The 20601-nt window shown below is 70.5% G+C and carries 18 protein-coding genes; 7 read left to right on the forward strand and 11 right to left on the reverse strand.

Annotated elements, in window-relative coordinates; translation table 11 throughout:
• Positions 1-41: 41 nt before the first annotated feature.
• Positions 42-1763 carry a GMC oxidoreductase gene (locus K8612_RS05250; RefSeq protein WP_223761436.1) on the forward strand — a complete coding sequence of 574 codons (1722 nt, stop codon included), beginning with the start codon at positions 42-44 and terminating at the stop codon, positions 1761-1763.
• 3 nt (positions 1764-1766) lie between these two features.
• On the opposite strand, the gene K8612_RS05255 is transcribed toward K8612_RS05250, so the two are convergent.
• Together K8612_RS05255 and K8612_RS39145 are read right to left on the reverse strand one after the other, a co-directional pair.
• Complete coding sequence (locus tag K8612_RS05255; protein WP_223761437.1) at positions 1767-2324, reverse strand: SMI1/KNR4 family protein; 558 nt, start codon at positions 2322-2324, stop codon at positions 1767-1769.
• A gap of 96 nt (positions 2325-2420) precedes the next feature.
• Entirely contained in the window at positions 2421-4775 is a 2355-nt protein-coding gene (locus K8612_RS39145) for a M4 family metallopeptidase (RefSeq protein ID WP_373692082.1), read from the reverse strand.
• A 285-nt stretch (positions 4776-5060) separates the two neighbouring features.
• Between K8612_RS39145 and K8612_RS05265 the strand changes: the two genes are divergently transcribed.
• The gene (locus K8612_RS05265) at positions 5061-5666 is read left to right on the forward strand and encodes a hypothetical protein (RefSeq protein ID WP_223761438.1); all 606 of its coding nucleotides are present in this window, start codon (positions 5061-5063) and stop codon (positions 5664-5666) included.
• Positions 5667-5678: 12 nt separating this feature from the next.
• Here the strand turns inward: K8612_RS05265 and K8612_RS05270 are convergent, their stop codons facing one another.
• Positions 5679-6587 carry a LysR family transcriptional regulator gene (locus K8612_RS05270; RefSeq protein ID WP_223761439.1) on the reverse strand — a complete coding sequence of 303 codons (909 nt, stop codon included), beginning with the start codon at positions 6585-6587 and terminating at the stop codon, positions 5679-5681.
• Positions 6588-6682: 95 nt separating this feature from the next.
• On the opposite strand from K8612_RS05270, the gene K8612_RS05275 reads away from it, so the two are divergent.
• On the forward strand, positions 6683-7561 hold the full coding sequence (locus K8612_RS05275) for an aldo/keto reductase family oxidoreductase (protein ID WP_223761440.1): 879 nt from the start codon (positions 6683-6685) through the stop codon (positions 7559-7561).
• Here the strand turns inward: K8612_RS05275 and K8612_RS05280 are convergent.
• A complete protein-coding gene (locus tag K8612_RS05280; protein ID WP_223761441.1) occupies positions 7521-8429 on the reverse strand; it encodes a LysR family transcriptional regulator in 909 nt (302 codons plus the stop codon). The two genes, K8612_RS05275 and K8612_RS05280, sit on opposite strands and share 41 nt — an antisense overlap.
• Positions 8430-8501: 72 nt before the next feature.
• Between K8612_RS05280 and K8612_RS05285 the strand changes: the two genes are divergently transcribed.
• Positions 8502-9347, forward strand: coding sequence for a nuclear transport factor 2 family protein (locus tag K8612_RS05285; RefSeq protein WP_223761442.1), 846 nt, complete (start codon positions 8502-8504; stop codon positions 9345-9347).
• A gap of 10 nt (positions 9348-9357) precedes the next feature.
• On the opposite strand, the gene K8612_RS05290 is transcribed toward K8612_RS05285, so the two are convergent.
• Positions 9358-9729 carry a type II toxin-antitoxin system PemK/MazF family toxin gene (locus K8612_RS05290; protein ID WP_223761443.1) on the reverse strand — a complete coding sequence of 124 codons (372 nt, stop codon included), beginning with the start codon at positions 9727-9729 and terminating at the stop codon, positions 9358-9360.
• A 101-nt stretch (positions 9730-9830) separates the two neighbouring features.
• Between K8612_RS05290 and K8612_RS05295 the strand changes: the two genes are divergently transcribed.
• Positions 9831-10727, forward strand: a complete 897-nt coding sequence (locus K8612_RS05295; protein WP_223761444.1) for a CPBP family intramembrane glutamic endopeptidase — start codon at positions 9831-9833, stop codon at positions 10725-10727.
• Positions 10728-10736: 9 nt separating this feature from the next.
• Here the strand turns inward: K8612_RS05295 and K8612_RS05300 are convergent, their stop codons facing one another.
• The 4 genes from K8612_RS05300 to K8612_RS05315 are packed head-to-tail and all read right to left on the reverse strand — an operon-like array spanning position 10737 to position 15629.
• Positions 10737-11630, reverse strand: coding sequence for a CheR family methyltransferase (locus K8612_RS05300; RefSeq protein WP_223761445.1), 894 nt, complete (start codon positions 11628-11630; stop codon positions 10737-10739).
• A gap of 4 nt (positions 11631-11634) precedes the next feature.
• A complete protein-coding gene (locus tag K8612_RS05305) occupies positions 11635-12180 on the reverse strand; it encodes a chemotaxis protein CheW (RefSeq protein WP_223761446.1) in 546 nt (181 codons plus the stop codon).
• Between the two features lie 15 nt (positions 12181-12195).
• Complete coding sequence (locus K8612_RS05310) at positions 12196-13887, reverse strand: methyl-accepting chemotaxis protein (RefSeq protein WP_223761447.1); 1692 nt, start codon at positions 13885-13887, stop codon at positions 12196-12198.
• A 26-nt stretch (positions 13888-13913) separates the two neighbouring features.
• On the reverse strand, positions 13914-15629 hold the full coding sequence (locus K8612_RS05315; RefSeq protein ID WP_223761448.1) for a chemotaxis protein CheA: 1716 nt from the start codon (positions 15627-15629) through the stop codon (positions 13914-13916).
• Between the two features lie 449 nt (positions 15630-16078).
• Between K8612_RS05315 and K8612_RS05320 the strand changes: the two genes are divergently transcribed.
• On the forward strand, positions 16079-17866 hold the full coding sequence (locus tag K8612_RS05320) for an FAD-dependent oxidoreductase (protein WP_223761449.1): 1788 nt from the start codon (positions 16079-16081) through the stop codon (positions 17864-17866).
• 24 nt (positions 17867-17890) lie between these two features.
• Here K8612_RS05320 and K8612_RS05325 read toward each other — a convergent pair whose 3' ends face one another.
• Positions 17891-18292: a cupin domain-containing protein gene (locus K8612_RS05325; protein WP_223742657.1), complete on the reverse strand. Its 402-nt coding sequence runs from the start codon at positions 18290-18292 to the stop codon at positions 17891-17893.
• A 167-nt stretch (positions 18293-18459) separates the two neighbouring features.
• On the opposite strand from K8612_RS05325, the gene K8612_RS05330 reads away from it, so the two are divergent.
• Positions 18460-19527, forward strand: coding sequence for a hypothetical protein (locus K8612_RS05330; RefSeq protein ID WP_223742658.1), 1068 nt, complete (start codon positions 18460-18462; stop codon positions 19525-19527).
• Between the two features lie 24 nt (positions 19528-19551).
• On the opposite strand, the gene dusA is transcribed toward K8612_RS05330, so the two are convergent.
• Positions 19552-20553: a tRNA dihydrouridine(20/20a) synthase DusA gene (gene dusA, locus K8612_RS05335; RefSeq protein ID WP_223761450.1), complete on the reverse strand. Its 1002-nt coding sequence runs from the start codon at positions 20551-20553 to the stop codon at positions 19552-19554.
• Between the last annotated feature and the right edge of the window lie 48 nt (positions 20554-20601).

The following is a 20601-nucleotide window of genomic DNA, read 5'->3' on the forward strand; positions in this document are numbered from 1 at the left end:
CGGGGCAAGCACCTCCAGCCACCATTGCTTGTCGAGGTCCCATGGCCGCCAATTACAAGAAGTTCTTCGCTGGCTCCCGCAACCTCCCGAAGGGCATCTCGCTCGGCTACCCCGTCCCCGGTCCGCAGGAGGCCAGCGCGGATCAGATCGCCGGACAGGCGTTCTTCGCCACGCCGAACGACTGGAGCGCCATCCAGGGCTCGGCGTATGACTTCATCGTGATTGGCACCGGCCCCACCGGCGTGGCCTTCATCGAGCAGACGCTGAAGCACAACCCGAACGCGCGCATCCTCGTGCTGGAGCGAGGCGGCTTCTGGTTGCCCACGCACTACCAGATGCTCCCGCTCGCCTTCCAGGCCGCGACCGGCTCACCGCCCACCACCTACCCGTGGACGCGCACGACGCGGATGGCGACCACGGAGCTGGAGTTCTTCCAGGCCGGCTACATCCCCGTGCTGGGCGGACGCTCCACCTACTGGAGCGCCTGGTGCCCCGCCCCGACGCCCGACCTGATGCGCGACTGGCCGCAGGAGCTGATCGACGTCACGCTCCAGCCGGGCTTCTGGGACCGCGCCCGCGCGTTCCTGCACGTCACCACGATGGACAAGGTCCACGACGGCGTCTACGGCAGCCTCCAGCATCAAATCGATGTGAACCTCCGGGAGAACTTCAAGCGCTACGTGCCCTCCGCGGAGAGCGCGTTCCCGGCGCCCATCGCCGTGGGCAATCCCCCCTGGAAGGGGGGCAGGTTCTACAAGTACTCCACCGTCGGCACGCTGCTGGACTTGCAGCAATCACAGAAGGCGCTGGCGGCCCAGGGCCAGGGGCAGCCCCTGACCATCGTCGACCACTGCGTCGTGGACCGCCTGGTGCATGACGGCCACGGGACGGTCACCGCGCTGGAGACGAGCCGCGGCCCGCTGGCGGTGAGCTCGGCGAAGGTCGTGCTGGCGATGGGCACCATCCCGCCCGCGACGCTGCTGATGAACTCCTTCAAGGAGGCCCTGCCGAACATCGGCAAGCGTTACACCGGCCACTTCATGTCTCACATCACGGCGCGCGTGAAGCGCTCGGCGTTCAAGGACCTGTCCGCGCTGGAGATTGGCGCCACCTACCTGGACGGCAAGGCGCCCAATGGCTTGCAGTACCACGTGCAGACCAGCGCCTTCGCCTCCGCGAACCCGGAGGCCGACGAGAGCACCATCGCCCACGAGGCCCCGGACGCGGCGGCCGTCGCGTCGATGGCGCAGCTCAAGGGCTCCGAGGATTACGTCGTGTTCGTCTGCGCCACCCTGGGCGAGGTGAGCGAGAAGAACCCCGACAACTGGATCCGCATGAACGGCGGCACCGACCCCGCCACCAACATCACCCTCCAGCTCCAGCCCGGCGTGCAGGACCACCACCTGTGGGACGTGCTCGACGAGGCGACGTACCAGGCCATCGACGTCATGGCCGGGTGCGCGGGCTGCGAGGGACCGCCGGTCGAATACTGGGTCGACGACGCGAGCGGCACCGGCGGCCGTTGGCAGTCGGAGCGGCCCGACCGGAAGCAGATCCGCCTGAACATCATCGTGCACGAGGCCTCGCCGCTGTGGATGGGCAGGGACCCGGCGACGTCGGTGGTGGGACTGGACTACCGGCCGCACGGCGTCCACAACGTCTACGTGACGGGCGGCGCGCTCTTCCCCACTTCAGGCTCGTGGAACCCCACGCTCACCATGTGCGGCCTGGCGCAGGACCTGGCGGACCGCCTGCGCGGCTGAGGCCTATAGGAGCTCGCGAAGGACCTGTTTCAGGTGCTCGTCGAAGTCGAACGTGCATCCGGAGGTATCCGGGGCGTCATCCAGCAACCACGGCGCGAGGTCGTAATCGTCGTGGCAGGCCTTGAGGATGAGCGCCCCCTCGTCGCGGCGCCAGCCCGTGTCGAAGCTGTAGAAGTCATGGACGAACGAGTCGGCGATGTACTGAAAGGGAATGAGCCGCCTGCGCACCTCCAGCTCGCGCAGCGCGGCTTCCCGCTCGTCCTCCTCTTCCCCAAAGGAGTCCTCCTCCAGGAACTCCTGATATCCCGCGTGCTGCTCCAGCACTTCGGCGGGGCTCAGCATCCGTGCCCGCTCATGGCCGGATGAATCCGTCGCGGCGAACAGGCCGTGTTGGGTGATGAATTGGAGATAGGCCTTGGGGAGCAGGGAGCCCAGCGCGGCTTCCAGCAGGCGCAGCTCCTCCTCGCGGACCGGGGTCACGCTCACGGCGCGGAGGGGAAGCCCCTGCTCGCGCGACAGTCGATCCTTCAAGGCGTGGATGGCTTCGATTGCGCTCGGCATGCCCTGGGCTCCGTACCACACGCGGGCGGTGCGGAGGAGCCGCCAGGCCCCGGGCCGCGTGACACGGCCCGGGAACCATGGCGGAACCGCTCCGCGTCAGAACGCGCGCAGGCCGAGCGCGTACGTGGAGATGGACGCCGGGGAAGAGACCTCATGGTCCTTCGACGCGGCCGAGCAGCCCGAGTTCACCGGCCGGATGCGCCACAGCATGTTGCCCGCGCCGCTCCAGTTGACGAACGCACCGCAGCCGCTGAGCGCATAACCACTGCTCAGGCCCACGGTGTAGCTGGGGTGCGCGACCACCGACGAGGTGCCCGAGTTGATGACGTTGCCAATGGTGCCAACGCCCGGGATGGTGCTGTTGATGCCAATGGCATACGCCGTCGCCGAGGCGGGCGACGCGGAGGTGTGGTCCTTCGAGCGCACGCGCCAGGAGGTCGTGGTGGAGGGCGCCGAGGCGGTGGCCAGGTTGCCCGCGCCGCTCCAGTTCACCCGGATGCCGCCACCCGCCAGCACGTAGCCCGCCGGCAGGGACGCGGTGACGTCAGGGTGCGACACAATCCCGCTCGTCGCCGTGCTGACGGCCAGGTAGGTGCGCAGTTGCGCCGGGGTCAGCCCCGCGACCTTCAGGCCAATGGCCCACGCGCGCACCTGCACCGGGTCCGAGATGAGGTGGTCCTTGGTGGAGACGAGCCAGGAGGTCAGCCCGGTGTCCGGATACGAAGCGGTCAGCATGTTGCCGGCCCCGCCCTCCTTGCCCTCGCCGCCACCGCCAATCACCACGAAGTCGCTGGGGACGGTCACCGTGAAGTTCGTGTTGATGCCCGCGGCGGTCGTCGCATAGCGCTCGAACACCGCGATGGTGAGCTTGCCGCTGGTGTCCGTCTGACGGAACAACTCGATGGCGCCGCCGCAGCTCACGCCCACCGAGGCGAAGGCCGACGCGACGTCGGAGACGCTGTAGCCATAGTCCTGCGCCGCGGTCTGCACGCCGCAGGCGCCCTGGTTGAAGTCCGTGCTCGGGCTCCAGTACAGGTCATTGGCGCGGGCGAAGACCTGGAAGGCCCTCGGCGTGTTCCAGCCCGGCTTCGTGGCCAGCAGGTAGAAGGCCTTGTTGTAGACGCCGGACGAGTAGTGCACGTCCAGGCCGTTGTAATAGTTGGAGGCGTGGCCGATGGAGCGGCCGTCCTGCGGCGGGTTGGCCATGTAGCGCAGCGCCCCGCTGCTCTTGAAGATCTCCGCCCCGACGAGGAAGTCATTGGTGCCGCGCATGTAGTACTCGGCGGCCTCGCCAGCGATGTCCGAGTAGGCCTCGTTGATGCCGCCGGACTGGCCTGAATAAATCAGCCCGGAGTTCTGCTCGGTGAAGCCGTGGGACACCTCGTGCGCGCCGACGTCCAGGCTGACCAGCGGATAGAACGTCGTGTACCCGTCGCCGAACGTCATCGCCGAGCCGTTCCAGAACGCGTTCTCGTAGTTGGTGCCGTAGTGCACCCGCATCGTGAGCTGGAAGGTCAGCGGGGCCTTGCCCACGTAGGCCTGATACATGTTGAAGATGACGCTGCCGAAGAAGTGCGCGTCATTGAGCGGTGAATACGCCCCGTTGATGGTCTTCACCGTGTTGCGAGGACACGTATAGGAGAACGGGGTGGAGCCGCTCGTGCCGCCGTTGAGGTTGACGGTCTGCACGTTGGCGTTGCTCATCGTGCACGTGGTGCCGGACTGGGCCACGTCCATGTAGCCGTAGTTCGTGCCGTACTCGTACTGGCCCGTCTTGACGTTGCCGCCAGGGCCCGTGCCGATGAGCACGTGCTGCAGGTTCTCCCACTGCTTGAGCACCCGGCCGTCCTCCGCGTCGACGATGACCAGCGGGCGCGTGGGCGCCCCTCCGCCGACGAGGTCCGCGAAGTAGCTGACGACGTAGACCTTGCGGGCCCGGCCGTCGTCATCGACGTAGATCATCAGCTCGGAGCGCTCGTTCTCGAAGGACATGGCGCGCACGCGGTTCCCCAGGCTGGCCCCCTTGGCGATGTCCAGCGCCTCCGCGGACGACAGCCGGGGCGCCCCCGCCGGGATGTCCCGCTCCAGGCCGGTGACCTTGCGCCCGAACAGCGCGCGCAGCTCTCCGTTGGCGTCCTCGTTGACGATGACGTGCTCACCGAAGATGGGCAGGCCCCGGAAGGTCTGCTGGTAACGGTGGTTGCGGACACCGTGGTCGCTGACGCTGCCCAGCAGCTTCAGGCCCGAGTTCGCGTCGAGCCCCAGCGCCTGCGCGTGGCGGGCAGGCTCACGGTCCGCGCCACCGGTGAGGAAGGTGGCCGCGTGCCGCTGGCGGATCACTCCCAGCTCCTCCTGGTGCAGGTCGACACGGCTCGCCGCCGAGGCGGAGCCCGCGGCCAGCAGTGACGTCAGGGCCGCCACGAGGGTGGGATTCTGGCGAAGAGGCTTCACGTCGCTCACTCCTGGAGTTCGGGGCCGCGACCGCCGCGAGATGCAGCGCGCAATAACCGCCCTCCAGGAACAAACCTAAAAAACAGAAACACTGGGCGTCAACATCTGTCACACACTCCGAGTATGACTCACGCTGTCATATGACACACATGTCGTGATTGTGACGCGGACGCATGACGCTCAAGCCCCGCGTCCCTCTGGGAGTGCGTGGCATTGAGCTTGCTCTGCCTCGCGCCGCCCGGCGTCCCCGTACGCCCGGAGCCTTCACGCCTGCCCGAGGAACTCATGCGTCGCGCCCGTCCCTCCGTCTTCGAGCGAATCCCCACCGCGGCCCGCGCCTGGGCCTCACGACTGGTGCTGCTGCTGGCCTGCGCCAGCGTCGTGGCCACCTCGCGAGCCCAGTCGGACGACGTGGCGTCCCAGGTCCACACCGGCGCGCCCTTCCGCCTGACGGCGGAGACCTTCAAGGTCACGCGCACGCTGGTCGTCCGGACCTCCGCGCAGGAGAAGTCGTCGGATCCGGTGGAAGGCGAGGTGCACATCCAGGCCAGGGCGAAGTGGACGCCGGGAGACCCCATCCAGACGCCGCCGCCGTCGCTGGCGATCGGCTACCTCGAAGGGGAGCTCACCTCCAGGAGCCAGAGCGGCATCCTGGAGCCCAACGTCGCCGTGACGGTGGAGAGCGTGACGTACCTCGGCGAGAACTGCCCGACCGTTCAAGGCTGCGAGTGGACCCTGCAGGTCGTCTTCGACGTCCAGGCCAACTCGGACTCCGGCACGCTCACCGCCCCCGGCACGGTCGACGTGGAGTGGACCGCCCAGGCCTTCATGCACGTGCTGGATGACTCCAGCGCGCCCAAGGGCTTCACCGTGAGCGTCTCCGAGCCCTGACGCCCCCCGGCCTCAAGGCCCCGGCTCCTGGGCCTTGATGAAGTCGATGAACGCCCGGAGCGGCGCGGGCACGTGGCGCCGCCCGGGGTAGTAGAGGAACGGCCCCGGGAAGGACTGCCACCAGGGTTCGAGCACGGGCACCAGGGCGCCGCTGTCCAGGTGCGGGCGCAGCCAGTCCTCGAAGAGGTGCACGATGCCGGTGCCCGCGATCGCGGCGTCGACGGCGAGGTCCGTGGCCCCTCCCGCGCGCACGATGAGCGGTCCCGTGGGCTCGACCGTCACCACCTCGCCGTCGCGCTCGAACTCCCAGAGCGTCATCGCGCCGCTCGCGAAGCGGCCGCGCAGGCATGCATGCCGCAGCAGGTCCCGGGGGTGCTCCGGCTTCCCATGCCGCTCCAGGTACGCCGGGGCCGCCGCCGTGGCGTGGCGCTGGACGCGCGGCCCGATGGGCACCGCGATCATGTCCTGCTCCAGCCGTTCGTCGTAGCGGATGCCCGCGTCACACCCGGCCGCGATGACGTCCACGAAGCTGTCCTCGGTGATGACCTCCAGGTGGATGTCGGGGTAGGCGGCGAGGAACGGCGGGACGATGCGCGGCAGCACCAGCCGGGACGCGCTGATGGGCACGTTGAGGCGCAGCGCGCCCGCGGGCCTGCCCCGGAAGCCATTCACCACGTCGAGCGCGGCCTCCATCTCCGTCAGCACGGGCGACAGGCGCTCCAGGAGGCCCTCCCCGGCCTCGGTCGGGACGACGCTGCGCGTGGTGCGGTTGAGCAGGCGGACGCCCAGGCGCTCCTCCAGCCGTCGGACCGCGTCGCTCAGCGAGGACGCGCTGCTTCCGCTCAGGCGCGCCCCCTCGCGGAAGCTGCGGGCCCGCGCCACCACCACGAAGGCGTTCAAATCACCCAGGTCGACCTTCACTGTTCGCCGCTCCGCACGACCTGTACGGGTCGTGCCCCGTTATGCAGAGAGTCCACGGTGGCTATGAATGCCCCATCCCAAAAAGGAGATGGAGCATGCCCGGTATCGATTCAGCCAGCACCTTCCCCCTCGGGGGCCGCCCCGTGAAGCGCCTGGGTTATGGCGCCATGCAGCTCGCGGGGCCCGGCGTCTTCGGCCCGCCGAAGGACCCGGACGCCGCCCGGGCCGTGTTGCGCGAGGCCGTGGCCCGCGGGGTGGACCACATCGACACCAGCGACTTCTATGGCCCGCATGTCACCAACCAGCTCATCCGCGAGGCGCTCGCGCCCTACCCCGACGGACTCGCCATCGTCACCAAGATTGGCGCCCGGCGCGGCAGTGACGCGTCCTGGCTCCCGGCCTACTCGAAGGAGGAGCTGACCCAGGCGGTGCACGACAACCTGCGCAACCTGGGCCTGGACGTGCTGGAGGTGGTCAACCTGCGCATCATGTTGAGCGTGCATGGCCCCGCGGAAGGGTCCATCGAAGCCCCCCTCACCGCGCTCGCCGAGCTCCAGCGCAAGGGACTGGTGCGCCACATCGGGCTGAGCAACGTCACGCCCACGCAGGTCGCGGAGGGACGGCGCATCGCGGACATCGTCTGCGTGCAGAACCACTACAACCTGGCGCACCGCGAGGATGACGCGCTCATCGATTCGCTCGCGAAGGACAGAATCGCCTACGTGCCGTTCTTCCCGCTGGGAGGCTTCAGCCCGCTCCAGTCGTCCACGCTCTCCGCCGTCGCGGCCCGCCTGAACGCGACGCCCATGCAGACCGCGCTGGCGTGGCTGCTGCACCGCTCGCCCAACATCCTCCTCATCCCCGGCACGTCGTCCGTCGCGCACCTGAAGGAGAACCTGGCCGCGGCCGAGCTCACGTTGCCGGAGGACGCGCTCAAGGAGCTGGACTCCGTGGCGGGCGCCCGGCCCGTCTGAGTTCGGGGAGCGCCTGCCGCCCGTCGCGCAGCCGCTCCAGCAGCTCCGCGACGGCCGGGCGCACGGGGGCCTGGGCGCGTTGCACGGCGTGCACCGTGTTGGTGAGCGCGGGCTGGCCCCAGTGGACCACGCCCAGGCCGCGCCCCTTCGGGATGCAGAAGCTGGGGACGACGGCGACGCCGTGTCCTCGCGCCACCCACTCCAGCACCTCCTCCAGCTCCTCGAAGTGCGCGGTGCTGTACCAGTGGGGATGGCGCCGGCCGAAGTGGTGGCCCAGCCACCGGCCCACCACGTAGTCCCCCTCGTCGTAGGTCACCAGCGGCACGTCCTGGAAGTGCTCCTGCACGCGCAGGCGCCGCGCCCAGGCCCGCCCCGCGACGAGCACGAGCTGCTCCTCGTGGACGGGCGTCAGCGTGAGCCGGGGGTGCACCGTGCTCCGGAAGGAGAAGCCCACGTCCACCTGGCCCTCCAGCACCTGCCGAAACACTTCCTCCGCTGGCGGGTAGCGCAGCGTCAGCCTCCGGTGAAGCGCCTCCGACTCCCGCAGCAGCGGGAAGAGCACGTAGCGGCCAAAGCCAGACACCGCGGCGATCTCCAGCGGGCGGTCCTCCTCGCTCCCCTGCAACACCGCCTGCACGTCCCGGGCGAAGCCTCCCAGGAACCGGGAGAGCCGGTCCGCCAGGGGCGTGGGCATGAGCCGCGCGGACCGGCGCTCGAACAGGGGCGCGCCGAGCGTCTCCTCCAGCCGGCGCAACTGGTAGCTCACCGTGGGCTGGGTGCGGTGCAGGCGCGCGGAAGCCTCCGTCACGCCCCGGCATTCATAGACGGTCACGAACGTGCGCAGGAAGGGGAGGTCTGGGAAGTCCATTGAGGCTTTCTATGGATGGGCCGCGCTACTATCAATTGGTGTCCTGGCGTTTGAACGCGCAGCTTGCAGGGCATGCCGAAGACCCTTTCGCTGGTGACGCTCGCGTTGCTCACGGCCTGTGCCCACAGCGCGCCCCTTCCCTCGCCCGGCCCGTTTTCGCGCCTGCACGCCAGTCCCGAGGAGGCGGTGCAGGCGTACTTCCAGGCCTCCGACACCGGCTCCAGCCGGCTGCTGCGGACCGCGTTCCACCCGGACGTGGTCATGCACTGGGTGGATGGGACGGAGGGAGCGTTGCGGACGCGGACGCAGTTGGAGTGGTGGCAGCGGCTGGACGCGGATGCGCAAGCGCCCCAGCCCGCGACCCGGCGCGGGATGACGGTGCTCGACCGGGAAGGCCCCTTCGCCCTGATGGAGGCGGTCTCCCACTGGCCGGACCGCACGTACGATGACCTGCTGCTCGTGGTGGAGACGCCGGTGGGCTGGCGCATCGTGGGCAAGGTGTTCCAGCGGCTCGCGCCAGGAGAGCGCGCCACCGGGTCTGCTTCCGCGCGGGAGGAGGTCCGCGCGGTGCTGGACGCGAAGATCGAAGCGCACGCGCGCTACAGCCACGCGCTGCTGTACCAATCACATACGCCGGACTGCCTCTACTACCGCGTGAACGTCGAAGGCGTGCCCTTCGCGTGGGGGACGCTGTCGGAGGCCGCGGCCCGCTACGCGGCGAACGCGGAGGCGGGCGTCCAGGACCGGGAGAGCCCCTGGAACGTCCTGAAGGTGGAGGTCCGGGGGAATGTGGCCGCCGCGAAGCTGGAGGTCCGCGTGGGCGGCGTGCGCTTCATCGACCATCTCCTCCTGGTGCGAACCGGCGGCCAGTGGCGCATCTCCGCCGCGGCCTGGGGCAATCCCGTTCCGCCTCCGTGAGGACGGGAGCTCACTCGCGGAAGAAGGACGCCTGCTGGAAGCGCAGGCCCGCGAGGACCTGTTCGACCCGTGCGTCGGAGAGCGCCCCGATGCGCTCGCCCAGCCGCGACTTCTCCACCGAGGACACCTGCGACACGACCACGACGCTCTGCTTCGCCAGGTTCCCCTCTCCCACGTCGAGCAGCACGTTGCCGGGCTCGCCCGCCTTCTTCAGGTTGGAGGTGAGCGCGCAGACGATGACGGTGTGGACGCGGGAGCGGTTGAAGACGTCGTCCTGGATGACGAGGTACGGGTGGGCGATGGGCGGCACGGAGCCCCGGGCCTCGTCCGGCTCGCACCAGTACAGGTCGCCCCGGCAAATCGTCTTCGGGCCCGTGCTCATGGGCCGGGTTGTGCCACGCCGTGTCGAACCGGGGCAATCCTTCCCAGGGCCGCGCGTTGGTTGTAGGCAGGGAAGGCAATCACGCCGAGAGGTCGATCATCATGAAGGCCGTGTTCCGGGATGGCGAAGGGCACTTGCGCAACGGCTGGAAGGGCGCCGGCTTCCTCGTGACGTCCGCCCTCCTGGCGGGCATCCTGATGGGGCTCTGGACGCTGCTGCCTGACGGGGTGAAGCCGTTCCTGCCGCACTCGTTCTTCGGCTTCCTGGGCGTGCTGCTCGTGAGCCTCGACTTCCTGTACCTCGAAAAGCAGCCCGTGACGTTGACGTCGCTCGGCATGTCGCTGGACCGGCGCGCGGGACGTGACCTGGGCGTGGGGGCCGTGGCCGGAGTGGTCCTGGTGGGGCTCGTGGCCCTGTGCGGCTGGGTGGCGGGGGGCTACCACCTGGAGCGCGCCGCGAACGCCCAGGTGGCCTCGGTCGTGAAGCTGGCCTGGCTGATGCTGGGCGTGGGCCTCTTCGAGGAGGCGCTGTTCCACGGCTACCTCTTCCAGCGCGCCATCCGGGGCCTGGGCACGCGCTGGGCGCAGGTCGTCATCTCGCTCCTCTTCTGTCTGGCCCACCCCTTCAGCACGGACATGGAGGTCCCCACGCGCGTCGTGGCGATGGTGACGACCTTCCTCGCGGGTTGGATGCTGGGCCTGTGCTACCTGCGCACGCGGCACCTGGCGTTGCCGGTCGGCGTGCACATGGGCTGGAACTGGTTCCTGGGCACGATGGGCTTCGGCGTGAGCGGCAAGGAGGCGCGCGGCTGGTGGACGCCCGTCTTCCAGGGCCGCCCGGAGTGGCTCACGGGCGGCGCCTATGGCCTGGAGGCGTCCCTCTTCTGCGTCGTCGTCCTGGGCGTGGCGATTGCCGCCCTGACGCGCTGGAAGGGTTCCGCCGCGCCGGAGCCGGAGGCCCTGCCCCACCCTGGCGAAGCTCCGGCGCTCCAGGAATGAAAAGCGGCGCTACTCGCGCGACGGCAGCGGCGGTCCCGGGCGCGGCGTGTACACGTTGGCGCTCACGGAGCGCGCAGCCGTGGTGATGCCAATCAGGCTCTCCGCGTGCCCCAGGAAGAAGTAGCCCGTCTCCGGCAGCCGGGACAGCAGCCCCTGGATGACGCGCGCCCGCGCCTCCGCGCCGAAGTAGATGAGCACGTTGCGGCAGAAGATGATGTCGAACGTCCCCACCGGCCAGGTGGCGGGCGCGTGCAGGTTGGCCCGGGCGAAGCGCATGACGGCCCGCAGCTCCGGGCCCGCCGTCATCAGCCCCTCCTGCGTGCGCACGCCCTTCAGCATGTACTTGCGCAAGAGCAACTGCGGGATGCTCCGGGCCCGCTCCAGGCTCCAGACGCCCTCCTCCGCGCGCTTCACCGCCCAGGTGGACAGGTCCGTGGCGACGAGCTCCAGGCTCCACCCGGAGCCCTTGGGGAACGCCTCCAGCAGCTCCATCGCCAGCGAGTAGGGCTCCTCCCCCGTGGAGCACCCGGCGCTCCAGACGCGGATGCTCCGGGGCCGCCGGCCCTGCGCCGCCTGGGCCGCCCACTCCGGGAAGACGTGCTCGCGCAGCAGGTCGAAGTGGCGGGGCTCGCGGAAGAAGGACGTCTCGTGGGTGCAGAGGCTGTCGAGCATCCGCACCTTCTCCGCCTCGTTCCCCCGCGCGGTGACGTACGCGTGGTACGCGGCGTAGGACGTCAGCCCCAGCTCCCGCAGCCGCCGCGCCAGCCGGTTCGCCACCAGCGCGTTCTTGGCCGAGGACAGGTGGATGCCGGCCTCCGCCTCCACCAGGTGCTGGAACAGCGCCAGCTCCGAGCGCGACAGCGCCGGAGGCAGCGCGGACGGCCAGGGCTCGTCGCCGCTCATCCCCTCACCCGTTGCCCGGGGCTTCCGGCGCCGGGGCCGGGGCCGCCGGGGCCGCGGCCTCGTCGGCGGCGGCCGTCAGCTTCAGCAGCTCCTCCAGCGACAGGAGCCGGTCCAGGTCCAGCAGCAGGATGAACGCGTCGTTGTGGCGGCCCATGCCCCGCAGGAACTCCAGCCGCACGCGCGTGCCGAAGGCGGGGGGCGGTTCGATGTCCGCGGGGCCCAGCTCCAGCACCTCGCGCACGGTGTCCGTGAGCAGGCCCAGCACCGTCTGCTGGCCGTCCAGCGCCACCTCCACGATGACGAAGCAGGACCAGCGGGTGATGGGCCGGGGCGGCAGCCCGAACTTCACCGCCAGGTCCACGACGGGCACCACGCTGCCGCGCAGGTTGATGACGCCCTGCACGGCAGCGGGCATCCCCGGCACGCGCGTGACGGGGCGGTGTTCGATGATCTCCCGCACGCGCAGGAGGCCCACGGCGTACTCCTCGCCCGCGAGCATGAAGCTCAGGTAGCTGGACCTGCCGCCGCCCGGTTCGGTGGACTCACTCATGGTGCGCGCGCCTCCCTAGAACCGCTGGAAGTCATGGGGAGCCGGCGCCTCCGCGCCGTTCTGGAGCCGGGACAGCGCCCCGTTCGGCGTGGACGCGGCGAGCGGCCCCTGCGCCGCGGCCTGGAGCCCCCGGAGCGGCGACACCGGCAGCCGGTGGGCCGGGGCGCGCGGCGCGGCGGGGCCGTTGAAGCTGAAGCCCTCCACCAGCCGGAAGAAGTTCATCATCTGGAGCAGGGACTCCGCCTGGGTCGCCATCTCCTCCGCGGTGGAGGACAGCTCCTCCGCGGCGGACGCGTTGCGCTGGGTGACCTGATCCACCTGCGTCATGGCGCGGTTCATCTGCGACACGCCGATGGACTGCTCGCGCGAGGCGTTGGCCACCTGCTGCACCAGCTCCGCCGTGCGGCGGATGGCGGGCACCAGCTCCGTCAGCAGTTGGCCGCTGCGCTCGGCCACCTTCACGCTGGAGGTGGCCAGGCCGCCAATCTCCTTCGCGGCCTTCTGGCTGCGCTCCGCCAGCTTGCGCACCTCCGTGGCCACCACGGAGAAGCCCCGGCCGTGCTCGCCCGCGCGCGCGGCCTCCACGGCGGCGTTCAGCGCGAGCAGGTTCGTCTGGTAGGCGATCTCCTCCACGATGGAGATGCGCTCCGCGATGGCGTTCATCGCATCCACGGTCTCCTTCACCGCGCGGCCGCTCTCCTCCGCGTCCCGGGCGCCCTTGATGGCCGTCTGCTCCATCTCCCGGCTGTTCTCCGAGTTCTGGCGGATGCTGACGTTGAGCTGCTCCAGGCTGGCGGTGGTCTCCTCCACGGAGGCCGCCTGGGAGCTGGTGCCCTGCGACAGCCCCTGCGCGGCGGACGCCACCTGGAGGGACGCGGAGGACAGCGAGCCCGCGGCGCCGCGCACCTCGCTGATGACGCCCGACAGCCGGTGGATCATGTCGCGCATGCTGCCCATCATCCGGCCCGTCTCGTCCGTGCCCCGGGCGGTGACGTTCGCCGTGAGGTCGCCGGCGGTCACCTGCGCCGTCACCTGCACGGCCTCCGTCAGGGGCTGCACGATGCTGCGGGTGAGGAAGTAGGACAGCAGGGCCGCGAGCACCACGCCCAGCACGCCCCCCATGATGATCAGATCGTACAGGTTCTCCGCCATGACGGCGGTGCGGGCCGTGCGCTCCTGCAGCAGGGCCGCCTCGTCGTCACCCAGCTTGGTGAGCAGCATCCGGATGCGGTCCGCCGTCTGCTTGCCGCGCGCGGACTGCTCCACCGCGATGAGCTGCGCCATGTCACCGCGGCCCGCGCTGACCTCGCGGCGCTGGTTGATGAGGGGCTCCAGGTGCTGGGAAACCCACTGCTGCATCAGGTCGCGGACCTCCTGCTGACGCTCCTGCTGGCGGTGGTCGCTCTGGGTGAGCTGGCGGATGCTGTCCAGGTTCTGCGACACGCTCAGCCGGGCCAGGTTGTAGGGCTCCAGGAACTTGTCGTCGCCGGTGATGATGAAGCCGCGCTGACCCGTCTCCAGGTCGGCCAGGTCACCCTCCAGGGTGCGCACGGCGATCATCACCTTGTGGCTCTCGGTGTCGCCCTCGGCGGACGCGGCGACCTTGAGGATGGTCGTGTACACCACCACCACCAGGCCGATGATGATGGCGACCATCGCGCTGAAGGCGAGCGTCAGCTTCGCCGTGATGCTCAGGTTGTTGAACATGGTGACTCCGGTGCTGCGACGGATGACTACGGCGCCCGGGGGGCGGCGGAGGAAGGGGTTTCCAGGGGAGCGGGAGGACCGAGCGCGGCCTCGGAGGCGTGGAGGATGGCCCTGCGCACCAGCGCGGGCGTGTCCAGGAGCAGCCCCACCCGGCCGTCGCCCAGGATGGTGGAGCCGGAGATGCCGGGGATGCCCTGGAAGAGGCGCCCCAGGGGCCGGATGACCCGCTGGCCGTCGCCCTGGAGCTCATCCACCGCCAGCCCGATGACGCCGTCCGGGTGCTTGAGGACGACCACGTTCTCCCGGGCCGGCGTGCTCCCGCCCAGGGAGAACACCTGGCGCAGCCGCAGGTACGGCAGCGGCTGCCCGCGCAGGGACAGCACGCCGGACGCCTCCTCCGTGCGCTCGTGGGCGGGGACCTCCATGCACTCCTGCACGCCCTCGATGGGGACCACGTACACCTGGTCCCCCACGCCCATGGCGAAGCCCTGGATGACGGCGAGCGTGAGCGGCAGCCGCAGCGTCAACGTGGTGCCCTGCCCCTCCTGGCTCTGGATGGACACGGTGCCGCGCAGGGCCTCGATGTCCCGGCGCACCACGTCCATGCCCACGCCGCGGCCGGACAGCTCCGTCACCTCGGTGGCCGTGGAGAAGCCGGGCTCGAAGATGAGGCGCAGGAGCTCGTCGTCGCGCAGCCGCTCGGGCGCCGCCACCAGCCCCCGCTGCCGCGCGCGCTCGCGCACCCGCTCGCGCTGGATGCCCCGGCCGTCGTCGGACAGCTCCACCACGACGCTGCCGGCGTCATGCCAGGCCTTGAGCCGCAGGCGGCCCCGGGGGTCCTTGCCCGCGGCGCGCCGCTCGTCCGGCGTCTCGAGCCCGTGGTCCAGCGCGTTGCGCAGGAGGTGGAGCAGCGGGTCGCGCAGCGCGTCCAGCACCGCGGTGTCCAGCGTGGCGTCCTCGCCCTCCAGCTCCAGTTGGGCCAGCTTCTGCTGGGAGCGGGCCAGGTCGCGCACGGTGCGCAGGTGCTGGCGGAACAGCGGTCCCACCGGGACCATCCGCACCTTCATCACCTCTTCCTGGAGCGCTTCGAAGAGCGGATCCATCTCCCGCTGCTGGTTGAGCGCCTCCTCCCAGCTCGCGCCGGAGTCCTCCGCCCGCGCCAGGAACTGCGCCATCCGCCCGCGCGCCACGGACAGCTCCGCGGTGAGCGTGACGATGCGGTCCAGGCGATCCATGTCCATGCGCACGCGGGTCCGCGCCGTGCTCCGCGCCTCCGGCAGGCGCGGCAGCGCGGTGGGCAGCGGCAGCGCCGCCGTGGGAGCCCCCGCGACGAGGCCCTCGCGCAGGCGGGACAGGTGGGCCTGGTGCACCGCGCCCAGCGAGTCCACGCCCGCGAGCGACGCCTGGCACAGCTCGCGAAGGTGATCCACCGCGCCGAGCAGCAGCGACACCCGCGTCTCATCCGGCGTGAGGCGCCCGTCGAGCAGGGCCTGGAGCAGGTCCTCGACGCCGTGCGTGTAGTCCGTCACGGCCTGGAAGCCGAGCGACGCCGCCGCGCCCTTGAGCGTGTGGGCCCCGCGAAGGATGGCCGGGAGCAACCCGTCCGCCGGAGACACCTCCAGCGCGATGAGGTTCTCTTCCATGGAGGAGACCAACCCCTCCGCCTCGTCCGCGAAGACGGCCAGCACCTTCTGCCACTCCGCGGCGGTCTCCGACGGGATGTCCCCCGGGCCTGTCGTCACCTCCCGCCCCGGAGGCGAAGGGAGACCGGCGCACGCAGGGGGATGGGTGGAGGGATTCTCAAGAACACGGACTGGCGCCCCCCTTCCTCGCGATGCAAGGCATTGCCATGAAGGTGGGCCGACCTCCACGCCGAGGAAAGTTTCTAGAAATCAACAGTATCAAACCCATCCAACATGAACAACCACGGCGTTGATTTCACACAGGGTTTGTATCAGCGGGAGAGCGAGGCCCTCCCAGGAGACAAGACGTCCCAGGTCGTGTGTCGGCCACATCGCCCGGAGCCGCGCCCCACCTGTCTTGAATTACATGTTTCAATCCCATCCACATCCAACACATTGCGTCTCATCCGTTCGTACAAGACATCGCACTCGTGCTGCGGGGTGATGCGGACTCGCTGGGGCATGCGCGACGCTCCCCTTCGCACACGAAGCCCAGGCGGAGGAGCCGCATGCCCAGCGTCATCGTGGTGGGAGGGGGCGTGGCGGGACTGACGGCCGCGCACGAGCTGGTGGAGCGCGGCTTCGAGGTCCACGTCTTCGACACGCGCACGGCGTGGGGCGGCAAGGCCCGCTCGCAGCCGGTGGCGGGCACGGGGACCGAGGGGCGGCGGGACCTGCCGGGCGAGCACGGCTTCCGCTTCTACCCGCGCTTCTACCGCCACGTCATCGACATGATGCGGCGCACGCCCGCCGTGCCCGGCGCGGCCACGCCCACCGTGGACGAGCGCCTCAAGGCGACGACGGAGAGCGCCATCGCGCTCATCGACGAGGACACGTGGTACCGCTTCTCCCGCCGCAAGCTGGACAAGCCCTACGACGTCCTGGAGGCGCTGGAGCTGTTCTTCCAGAAGCTGGACTTCGACGAGGCCGACGTCAGCCTCTACAGCCTGAAGATCCTCCAATTCCTCTCATCCAGTGAAGCCCGCCGCTTCGGCCAGTACGAGCGGATGTCCTGGTGGGACTTCGCGCAGGGGGACCTGTACTCGCCGAAGCTCCAGCGGCAGTTGCGGGCCGTGCCGCGCACGATGGTGGCCATGGATCCCAAGCGCGGATCCGCGCGGACGATTGGCGCCATCTCCATGCAGCTCATCCTCGACTTCGCCCAGAGCGGGGTGAACAACGACCGGACGCTGGGCGGCCCCACGAGCCAGATGTGGCTCGACCCGTGGATCTCCCACCTGCGCGGCCTGGGCGTGAATCTCCACGCGGGCGTCCCGTGCACCGGGCTCGACGTGGCGGGCGGCCGCATCTCCCGGGTCCGCTTCGCCAACGGCGAGTCCCACGCGGCCGACCACTACGTGCTCGCGGTGCCGCTGGAGGCGGCGCACGCGTTGATTACCCCGGAGCTGGCCGCGTTGGACCCCGCGCTGGCCCGGCTGCGCGCGGCGGACGTGGAGCAACTGGTGTCGTGGATGGTGGGCATCCAGTTCTTCCTCTACGAGGACGTGCCGCTGGTGCGCGGCCACACCTTCTATCCGGACTCGCCGTGGGCGCTGACGTCCATCTCGCAGCCGCAGTTCTGGCGCGAGCTGGGGCTGTTCCGGCGCGTGTTCGGGGATGGGCAGGTGGGCGGGCTGTTGTCCGTCGATGTGTCGGATTGGAACACGCCCGGCACGTTCGTCCCGAAGCGCGCGAAGGACTGCACGCCCGAGGAGATCAAGACGGAGGTCTGGGGACAGCTCAAGGCCGCGCTCAACGGGCTGGACCCGGACGAGCAGGTGCTGACCGACGCGCTGCTGCACTCCTTCCACCTGGACGCGGACCTGGACTACGGCGGCGGGCTGCCGCCGCGCAACACGTCCGGCCTGCTGGTACATCCGCCCGGCTCCTGGGACGTGCGCCCGGAGGCCGCGAGCGCCATCCCCAACCTCTGCTTCGCGGGGGACTACGTCCGCACGCACACGGACCTGGCCTCCATGGAGGGGGCGTGCGAGGCGGGCCGCCGCGCCGTCAACGCCATCCTCGACCGGACGCAGTCCCAGTCCAGCCGCGCCATCATCTGGCCCCTGGAGGAGCCGGCGTGGGTGGAGCCGTGGAAGCGCCTGGACGCGGCGCTGTACCGGCGCGGGCGCCCGCACCTCTTCGAGCTGCTGGGCCTGCGCACCGCCGTCCAGGCCTCGGACGTGCTGCGGCGGTTCTCCGCGCTCACGGGGCTCTCCGAGGTCGATGACTGGTTGGATCAGTTCCGCGTCTCCCGCATGGTCGACGCGCTGATGGAGCGGCTGGGCATCCGCTGAAGCGGCGCGCCCTTCACGCGCCGCTCACTGGAGCACGGACGGCTCCCGCGGCTCCTGCCTCCCGGGCCTCGCCACGGCGTAGTCCTCCGCGCCGGTGAAGTCGACGACGCGGCAGGGCTCGTCCCCCACGACCCAGGCGTCATGGCCCGAGGGGATGAAGGCGACGTCGCCCGGCTCCAGGTCCAGCTCCTGACCGTCCCTCATCCGGACGTGCATGCGTCCGGACAGGATGCTGAGGGTGTGGACCACCTCGCAGTCCGCCGTGCCCGCGATGGGCCTCACGTGCTCCGACCATCGCCAGCCGGGCTCGAAGTAGCCCCTGCCGATGCTGAGCGCTCCCAGGTTCAGGACGGAGGCCTCTCCGTGCGACACGAAGGGCCGGCGCTCGTCCGCCTCGCTGGCCTTCTTGATGATGGCGCGTGCCATGGTGCAATCCCTCGCGGTGAATGGGTCCCGCGGGAAAGCTGGGGGCGCCGCGCGCCGGAGGAAAGGGTTCGGGCCCGGACGCGGGCGGTGGACCGGAGCACGGGGTGTAGCGCCCGTCCCCACCTCCGTACCTTCGTGCCGCAATCCGGTCCCGGGGGAATCAAGTCATGCGCCCAATGTCGCGCCTTGCCCTGTGGGCATGTCTGGTCATCGCGCAGGGATGCCGCACGCACCACGAGCCGCCTCCCGCGCCTCCGCCCACCCCGCCCACGGCCACCGCGCGGCCGCTCCACCTGGCGAAGCCGGAGGCCCTGGAGTTCGAGTTCGGCCGGCCCCAGGCCACCGCCTGCAACTGCTTCAAGGCCGACGCCAGCGCGCAGGAGGGGGGCGCGTGCGCCACGCCGCGCTTCGGCACGTACCTGCTCGCGCTGACGTGGGCCCCCACCTTCTGCCGGACGCACCCGGACAAGGAGGAGTGCGAGCACCTGGAGGGCACCTTCGGCGCGACGCACCTCACCATCCACGGCCTGTGGCCCCAGTTCAACGACGAGGAGGCGCAGCAGCTCCACTGCACCTATCCCGCGTTCTGTGGCGGGATGTGCGAATGCCAGGGCAGCGACGCCCCCGCGCGCTGCTTCCCCGACCCCGCCACCCTCCCGCAGGCGATGGGCACCTACGGCCCGGGCTTCGTCACGGACAACTACTTCCTCGCGAACCACGAGTGGCCCAAGCACGGGAGCTGCACGGGGATGGACGCCCGGTCCTACTTCCAGAGCACCATCGACGCGCTGCAGTCCCTGCCGGGCGACCAGGGGACGCCGGCCGCGCTCGCCAACAACATCGGCGGGAGCGTGGCGCTGGAGAACCTGCGCGCCGCGTTCGGGCAGAGCGACAGCGTCGCCTTCGCCTGCGACGCGGACTGCAACCTCACGGAGGTCGGCGTCTGCTTCTCCGTGGACGCGCAGCGGCGCCCCTCGGAGCCCATGACGTGCCCGAGGAACGTCACCGGCGGCGCCTCCAACAACTGCGTGGGCACCGGCCCCCAGCCCCGCTGCCCCATGGTGAAGATCCAGGCCGCGGTGCCCTTCCACGGCGGCGGAGGCGGGGGCGGCCCGTCCTCCACCTGCGGACAGCCGGGCCAGGGCCCCGCGTGCACGAGTGATCAGCTCTGCCAGGACCAGGGCTGGGCGCGGTGCGCGCGCTCCGGGTGCTGCACCACCGTGCCCAAGCGCTGAAGGCCCGGGCCCGGCGGGTGCGCGTCAGGCCACGGCCTGGAGGCCCGTGTCGCGCGGCACCTTCGCGGCGGCGGCGCGCACCAGCTCCGGGCTCGCGCCGTCCTTGTGGGCGTTCTCGCTCAGGTGGCGGCGCCAGGCGCGCGCGCCGGGCAGGCCCTGGAAGAGGCCCAGCATGTGCCGGGTGATGGCGCCCAGCGGCGCCCCCTGGCTCATCTGCGCTTCGATGTACGGCAGCATCGCGTCCACCACCTCGTGCCGGGTGAGGGGCGCCTGCGTGCTTCCGAAGAAGCGCCGGTCCGCGTCCGCCAGGAGGTAGGGGGACTCGTAGGGCGCGCGGCCCATCATCACGCCGTCCACGCGGCCCAGGTGCTCCGCCGCCGCGTCCAGCGTCTTGATGCCGCCGTTGAGGGTGATGTCCAGGTGCGGGTACTCGGCCTTGAGCCGGTGCACCAGCTCGTAGCGCAGGGGCGGCACGTCCCGGTTCTCCTTGGGGGACAGGCCCTGCAGCCACGCCTTGCGCGCGTGCACGATGAAGCGCGTGCAGCCCGCCGCGGAGACGCGCCGCACGAAGTCCTCCAGCGTGGGCCACTCCTCCATGTCGTCGATGGCGATGCGCGACTTCACCGTCACGGGGATGCGCACCGCCTCACGCATGGCGGCGACACCGCGCGCGACGAGGTCCGGCTCCGCCATCAGGCACGCGCCGAAGCGGCCGGACTGCACGCGGTCGCTGGGGCAGCCCACGTTGAGGTTGATCTCGTCGTAGCCCCACTCCTCGCCGATGCGCGCGGAGGCGGCCAGGTCCGCGGGCTCCGAGCCGCCCAGTTGGAGGGCCACCGGGTGCTCGGCGGGCGTGAAGCCCAGCAGGCGGTCGCGCTTGCCGTGCAGCACCGCCCCCGTGGTCACCATCTCCGTGTAGAGCAGCGTGTGGCGGGAGATGAGCCGGAAGAAGTACCGGCAGTGCCGGTCCGTCCAGTCCATCATCGGCGCGACACACAGCGGCATGGGGTAGGCCAGGGCAGTCATCGCCCTACCCATATCCGGACTCCCGCCGTCCGCCCAGGGTCTCCCGGC

It is taken from the genome of Corallococcus sp. AS-1-6, assembly GCF_020037015.1.
Lineage (GTDB): Bacteria > Myxococcota > Myxococcia > Myxococcales > Myxococcaceae > Corallococcus.